A 4,451-nucleotide genomic window follows, 5' to 3' on the forward strand; every position below is an offset into this window, starting at 1 on the left:
GCGATGTGCTGGGCGAAGAGGCTGAGGCGCAGCTCCTCCAGCATCCAGCGGGCCCGGATGTGGCGGGGCTGGGCCGCGGGGTCGACCGGCAGGGTGCCGCCGGCGGCGACATACCGCCCCTGCGCGAGCTGCACCTCGGTCATCCACGCCCGATCGCGGGACGGATTCTCGACCAGCTTGCCGACCCTGTGCACCAGGCCGTCCAGGTAGGCCGGGATGCGTCGCAGCCGCTGAAGCCCAGTGGCGCTCACGAACCCGTCGAAGACGAGCGCGTCGAGCTGGCTGCGACCGTCACCGAGCGGCGCGATCAGGGCCAGGCTCGTCGCGGACTTGATGGCCTTATCGGCCTCGCGGGCCTTCGCGGTGATGCGGGAGACGAGCGCGACGGTCTGGAACAGGGCGTCGACGATGGTGGCCGAGACCTGATCCCGAGCCGTCTCGAAGTCGGCTCGCGTGAACAGTTGGCCATCGCCGATGACGGCGTCGATGCAGGCGATCATGCAGTCCTCGAAGAGGGCGGCCGTGGTGCGATACGGGCTTTGGGCGAGCACCAGTTTCTCGCTCGTGGTGAGGTGCTCCTGCACGTAACCGGTCGGAGAGGGGATGGCCAGCAACAGCAACCGGCGCACGCCCAGCCGGTGGGCGGTGGCCTGGTCTTCGGGTGTGCTCATCAGTCGGATCGAGACGCTCGAGCGCTCATCGACCAGGGCCGGGTATGCGCGAATCGTGTTGGAGCCGTGCCGGGTGTCGCGGCTGCGGTCGAGCGTGTCGAAGTCCCACGTGGTGACGCCGGCGCGCTCGAGAGGGTCTGCCGGGGATTCCTCGCGCGGCCTGTCGATGGCGCGGGCGACACTGGCTCGTGCCGCGGGCTTGAGGCTCGCCTGCAGTGCGCTCAACACCTTGCCGCTCGCGAGGCGCTGGCCACGGTCATCCATCACCGCGAAGGTCACGCGCAGGTGTGCAGCAACCCGCTCCAGGTCGAAGTCGGCGGGGGTCACGGGCGTGTAGGTCTTGGCGGTGATCTCTTTCGCGAGAAAGGCGGTGAGCGCGCCCTTGAGTTGGCCCGTCTCGGGCTGGTCCGCCTCGGCGAGCAGCGTGCGCGCCCAGTCGCCGGCGGGCACGACATGGCGCCGGATGCCCTTCGGCAGTGACCGAATCAGGGAGGTGACCAGCTCTTCCCGCAGCCCGGGCACCTGCCAGTCGAAGCCGTCGGGCTTCAGCCCCGCCAGTAGCGGAAGGGGGACGGAGACCGTGACGCCGTCATCCTCGGAACCCGGCTCGAACCGATAGCTGAGGTCGAGCGACTGGTCACCCTGCTGCCAGGTGCTCGGGAAGGCGTCATGGTCGAGGTCGGGAGTCTCGTCATCAACGAGATTCTCGGCGGTCATGGTGAGCAGGTCAGGAGTTTCGGCGCGGGCCGTGCGCCACCAGCCCTCGAAATCCCTGATCGAGGCCACCTCGGGCGGAATCCGTCGGTGGTAGAAGTCGAAGATCGCTTCATCATCGAACAGGATGTCGCGCCGCCGGGTGCGCTCCTCCACCTGTGCCAGCTCCGAACGCAGCCGCTTATTCGCCCGGTCGAAGTCGTGCAATCGCGCCCGAAGCGTCTCGTCGGTGACATCGCCCTCGACCAGGGCGTGCCTGATGAACAGCTCGCGGGCATACTGCGGATCGATGCGGGAGAACTGCACCCGGCGCTTGACGATGATCGGCACCCCGTAGAGGGTGGCGCGCTCGAAGGCGACGGAGGCGCCCTGCTTGCGCTCCCAGTGCGGCTCTGAGTACGTGCGTTTGACGAGGTCGCCCGCGATCGACTCGGCCCAGGCGGGGTCGATGGCGGCGTTCATCCGGGCGAAGAGTCTGCTGGTTTCGACGAGTTCGGCGCTCATCACGGCGGCGGGCTGCTTCTTCGCCAGCGCCGAGCCGGGGAAGACCACGAAGCGAGTTTGACGGGCGCCGACGTAATCTTTCTTCGCCGCATCCTTGAGGCCGATCTGGCTGAGCAGCCCGGCCAGTAGCGACCGGTGGATGCCATCGGGGTTGCTGTGCGCGTCGCCGATGTGCAGCCCCAGCAGCTTCGCGGTTCGCGAGAGCTGCCGGTAGACGTCCTGCCATTCGCGCACCCTCAGGTAGTTCAGGTATTCGCTTCTCACCTCACGCCGAAACTGGTTGCCGCTGAGCTCCTTCTGGCGCTCCTCGAGGTGGTTCCACAGGTTCAGCATGGTCAGGAAGTCGCTCGACGGGTCGGTGAAGCGCGCGTGCTGCTGGTCGGCTTGGGCGCGGCGTTCCAGCGGGCGTTCGCGCGGATCCTGGATGCTCAGGCCGGCGACAATCGCCATGACCTCGCGCGTGGTCGCGTGCTGTTTCGATTCGATGACCATGCGCGCAAGCCTTGGGTCGATGGGCAGCTGGCTGAGCTGCTTGCCGATGCGCGTGATGGTCGAGTTTTTCGTGATCGCGTTCAGCTCGTGCAGCAGGTCGAGGCCGTCTTTGATGCCCCGCGATTCCGGCGGCTGCAGGAATGGGAAGGCAGCGATGTCGCCGAGCCCCAGCGAGATCATTTGCAGGATGACCGCCGCCAGGTTGGTCCGGAGGATCTCGGGTTCGGTGAACTCGTCTCGCTTGCCGAAGTCTTCTTCGGAGTAGAGCCGGATGGCGATGCCGTCGCTGGTGCGACCCGAGCGGCCGCTGCGCTGGTTCGCGCTCGCCTGGCTGATGGTTTCGATCGGCAGCCGCTGGATTTTCGAGCGCACGCTGTACCGGCTGATGCGGGCGGTACCCGCGTCGATGACATACCGGATGCCCGGCACGGTCAGGCTCGTCTCCGCGACGTTGGTCGCCAGCACGATGCGGCGGCGCGTTCCCGGGGCTCGCGCGCTCTCGAAGACGCGGTGCTGGTCGGCGGCGCTGAGGCGCCCGTAGAGCGGGAGCACTTCGGTGCCGGGGACCCCGCCGCGGCCTCGGATGGCGTCTTCGGCATCCCGAATCTCGCTCTCGCCGGAGAGGAACACGAGCACGTCACCGGCGCTTTCTCGCTCCAGCTCGTCGATGGCGTCGTTGATCGCCGTAAAGAGGTCGCGGCCCTCGTCGTCCTCCTCCTCGGGAGCCAGTGGGCGGTAGCGGATCTCGACCGGATAGGTTCGGCCCGAGACCTCGATGATCGGCGCACCCACCCCGCTCTCATCGGCGAAGTGCCGCGAGAAGCTTTCGGGGTCGATCGTCGCGCTGGTGATCACCACCTTGAGGTCAGGGCGGCGGGGCAGTAACTGCTTGAGGTAGCCCAACAGGAAGTCGACGGTGAGGCTGCGCTCGTGCGCCTCATCGATGATGATGGCGTCGTATTTCTTGAGGTCGCGGTCGCGGTGGATCTCATTGAGCAGGATGCCGTCGGTCATCAGCTTGATCTTCGTATCTTTGCCCACCCGATCGGTGAAGCGCACCTGGTAGCCGACGAGCTGGCCGACCTCCTGCCCGAGTTCTTCGGCAATGCGCTCGGCGATGGTGCGGGCGGCGATCCTGCGGGGCTGGGTGTGGCCGATGCTCTGGTAGCCGAGCTCCATCAGCATCTTCGGGATCTGCGTCGTCTTGCCAGAGCCGGTCGCGCCGGCGACGATCACGACCTGGCTGCCGCGGATCGCCTCTTCGATGTCGTCGCGTCGCTGGCTGACGGGCAGTTCGGGCGGGAAGGTGACGTGCGGGGGCCCGGCAACCGGTGGTGGGCTCTCGGAAGACATCAGCCTCACACTCTAACCCGGCGGCTGGTGGGCAGGGGGTCAGGGTGGGCGTCTCGGCAACGTATGGCACTGTGCCATACGTTGCTCGAACGCGAGCCCCCACCCCAGGACTCGTCGACTGTAACCCCACGACTCGTAACTTCAACCCCACGACTCGTGACTACATCGCCGCGCCGTCGCGCCGGCGGCACACCATCCTTGACGTTGCAAAGTAGTTTGTGATACAAAGTAGGCATGGATGACGAGAAGCTCGACGATGACCCGGCGCTTGACCCGGCCGCGATGCTAGCGCTTCTGCAGCGCGAACAGGACGAGATTCCGAGGCGTTTGGCGCGGGGCATCCCCTGGATCATGCTGGCATGGGGCATCGCCTGGTTCGGTGGTTACGGGATGCTCTGGCTCATCGACGGCGCACGGCCGGCGTTCGCCATGCCGCTGCCTGTCAGCGTGATCTCGTTCATTGTGCTGTTGGTCGGTGCCATCGTCGTCTCCGCGATCACCGGCACCCGAGCGGGGCGTGGCATCCGCTCCACCCGCGAGGCGGCATTCACAGGGGCGGTCTATGGCATTACCGGGAGCGCGGGCTTTCTCGCGATGTACATCTTCGCCATTGCTCTGTCGTTCAACGGCATGGATCCAAACCTGGAACCCATCTTCTTTCCCACGGCGATGGGCATCCTGGTCGCCCTGATGTACCTGGTCGCCGGGGCAATCTGG

The 4,451-nt window shown here is 66.7% G+C and carries 2 protein-coding genes; one reads left to right on the forward strand and one right to left on the reverse strand.

Annotation, left to right across the window (positions count from 1 at the left end):
* A partial coding sequence (gene hrpA / locus RMN95_RS07190; protein WP_309616256.1) for an ATP-dependent RNA helicase HrpA occupies positions 1-3,734 on the reverse strand: 3,734 nt, incomplete at its 3' end.
* Between the two features lie 234 nt (positions 3,735-3,968).
* Between hrpA and RMN95_RS07195 the strand changes: the two genes are divergently transcribed.
* A partial coding sequence (locus RMN95_RS07195) for a hypothetical protein (protein WP_397545261.1) occupies positions 3,969-4,451 on the forward strand: 483 nt, incomplete at its 3' end.

This window comes from Salinibacterium sp., from assembly GCF_031364185.1.
In the GTDB taxonomy this organism is placed as follows: domain Bacteria; phylum Actinomycetota; class Actinomycetes; order Actinomycetales; family Microbacteriaceae; genus Rhodoglobus.